The sequence below is a fragment of the Chroococcidiopsis cubana SAG 39.79 genome, assembly GCF_003991895.1.
GTDB classification, from domain to species: domain Bacteria; phylum Cyanobacteriota; class Cyanobacteriia; order Cyanobacteriales; family Chroococcidiopsidaceae; genus Chroococcidiopsis; species Chroococcidiopsis thermalis.
Window position 1 is genome coordinate 1 of record NZ_RSCK01000252.1, and the last position, 1,263, is coordinate 1,263.

A 1,263-nucleotide genomic window follows, 5' to 3' on the forward strand; every position below is an offset into this window, starting at 1 on the left:
CCATGGTAACGTTGTGGGCGTTTTTATCTCAGGTCTTGGATACCGATAAAACTTGTCATAATGCCGTGAGTAAGATAATTGCTTATTTAGCAGGAGAAGGAGTAGAAATACCATCTACTGATACAAGTGCTTACTGTCAAGCCAGGTCGAGATTGCCAGAAAAACTTTTAGAACAACTTTTTGGTCAGTCCGCACAAAATCTAGAAGCAAAAGTGACAGCAGAACATTTGTGGTGTGGTCGAAATGTGAAAGTAATAGACGGTTCAACTGTCTCCATGCCTGATACTGTGGAGAACCAAAAAGCTTACCCTCAACCAAACACTCAGAAAGCTGGATGCGGATTTCCGATTGCCAAAATCGGTGTGATATTTAGTTTAGTCACGGGTGCTGCTGTTGCTTTAGTTATCGATGTACTGAAGACTCATGATATCAAACTTGCTCGTCAACTCTACCAGTTTCTTAATCCCTTGGATCTCCTTGTAGGAGATAGAGCTTTTTGCGCTTACGCTGATATAGTCGCCATTAAAAACCTGAATTGTGATGCAGTATTCCGAAAACATCAATCCCGAACGACATCAATGCGAAACGGAAAAATTAGTGGAGCTTGCGACAAATTAGTGACTTGGTACAAACCTAAAGTCTGCCCCAAATCCTTGAGTAAAGATGAATTTGAGGCTTTACCTTCAACTTTAACTGTAAGAGAAATTTACTACTACATTGTAATTCCTGGTTTTCGCACTCAACGAGTCAGTTTAATCACGACTTTATTAGATCGAGCAACTTATCCTACTCTAGAAATTGTCAGGCTTTACGGTAAGCGGTGGGATGTTGAGCTAGATTTAAGACATCTCAAGACTACTTTGGGCATGGATGTTTTACGGTGTAAAACTCCCTCGATGGTACGCAAAGAAATTTATGTTTATTTGCTTGCTTACAATCTACTTAGGAGTTTGATGTGGTCGTCCGGTACTACTTATGGTAGTCCACCGTTGCGCTTGTCGGTGCAAGGAACTCGTCATCATTTAAATAACTTTGTGACTCAATTGTTGGCTGCTCCTATCGCAAAAGGAGAGCGAATTTATTGCACTTTACTTAAAGTTATTGCTCACAAGGCTGTTCCAGAACGCCCAGGTCGCAGTGAACCACGAGTCCGTAAACGCCGCCCGAAAGCTTACCCTTTAATGACGAAATCAAGGCACGAATTACACGAACAATTACAAACTGCTTAAATCACAAGTATTTCAGCTTTTCTTAGTGCCATTC

The 1,263-nt window shown here is 41.2% G+C and carries 1 protein-coding gene; it reads left to right on the forward strand.

Features of this window, described 5'->3' with window-relative positions; translation table 11 throughout:
• Nucleotides 1-1,229 (forward strand): IS4 family transposase (locus DSM107010_RS37730; protein WP_127025425.1); only part of this gene is annotated, 1,229 nt, incomplete at its 5' end.
• Between the last annotated feature and the right edge of the window lie 34 nt (nucleotides 1,230-1,263).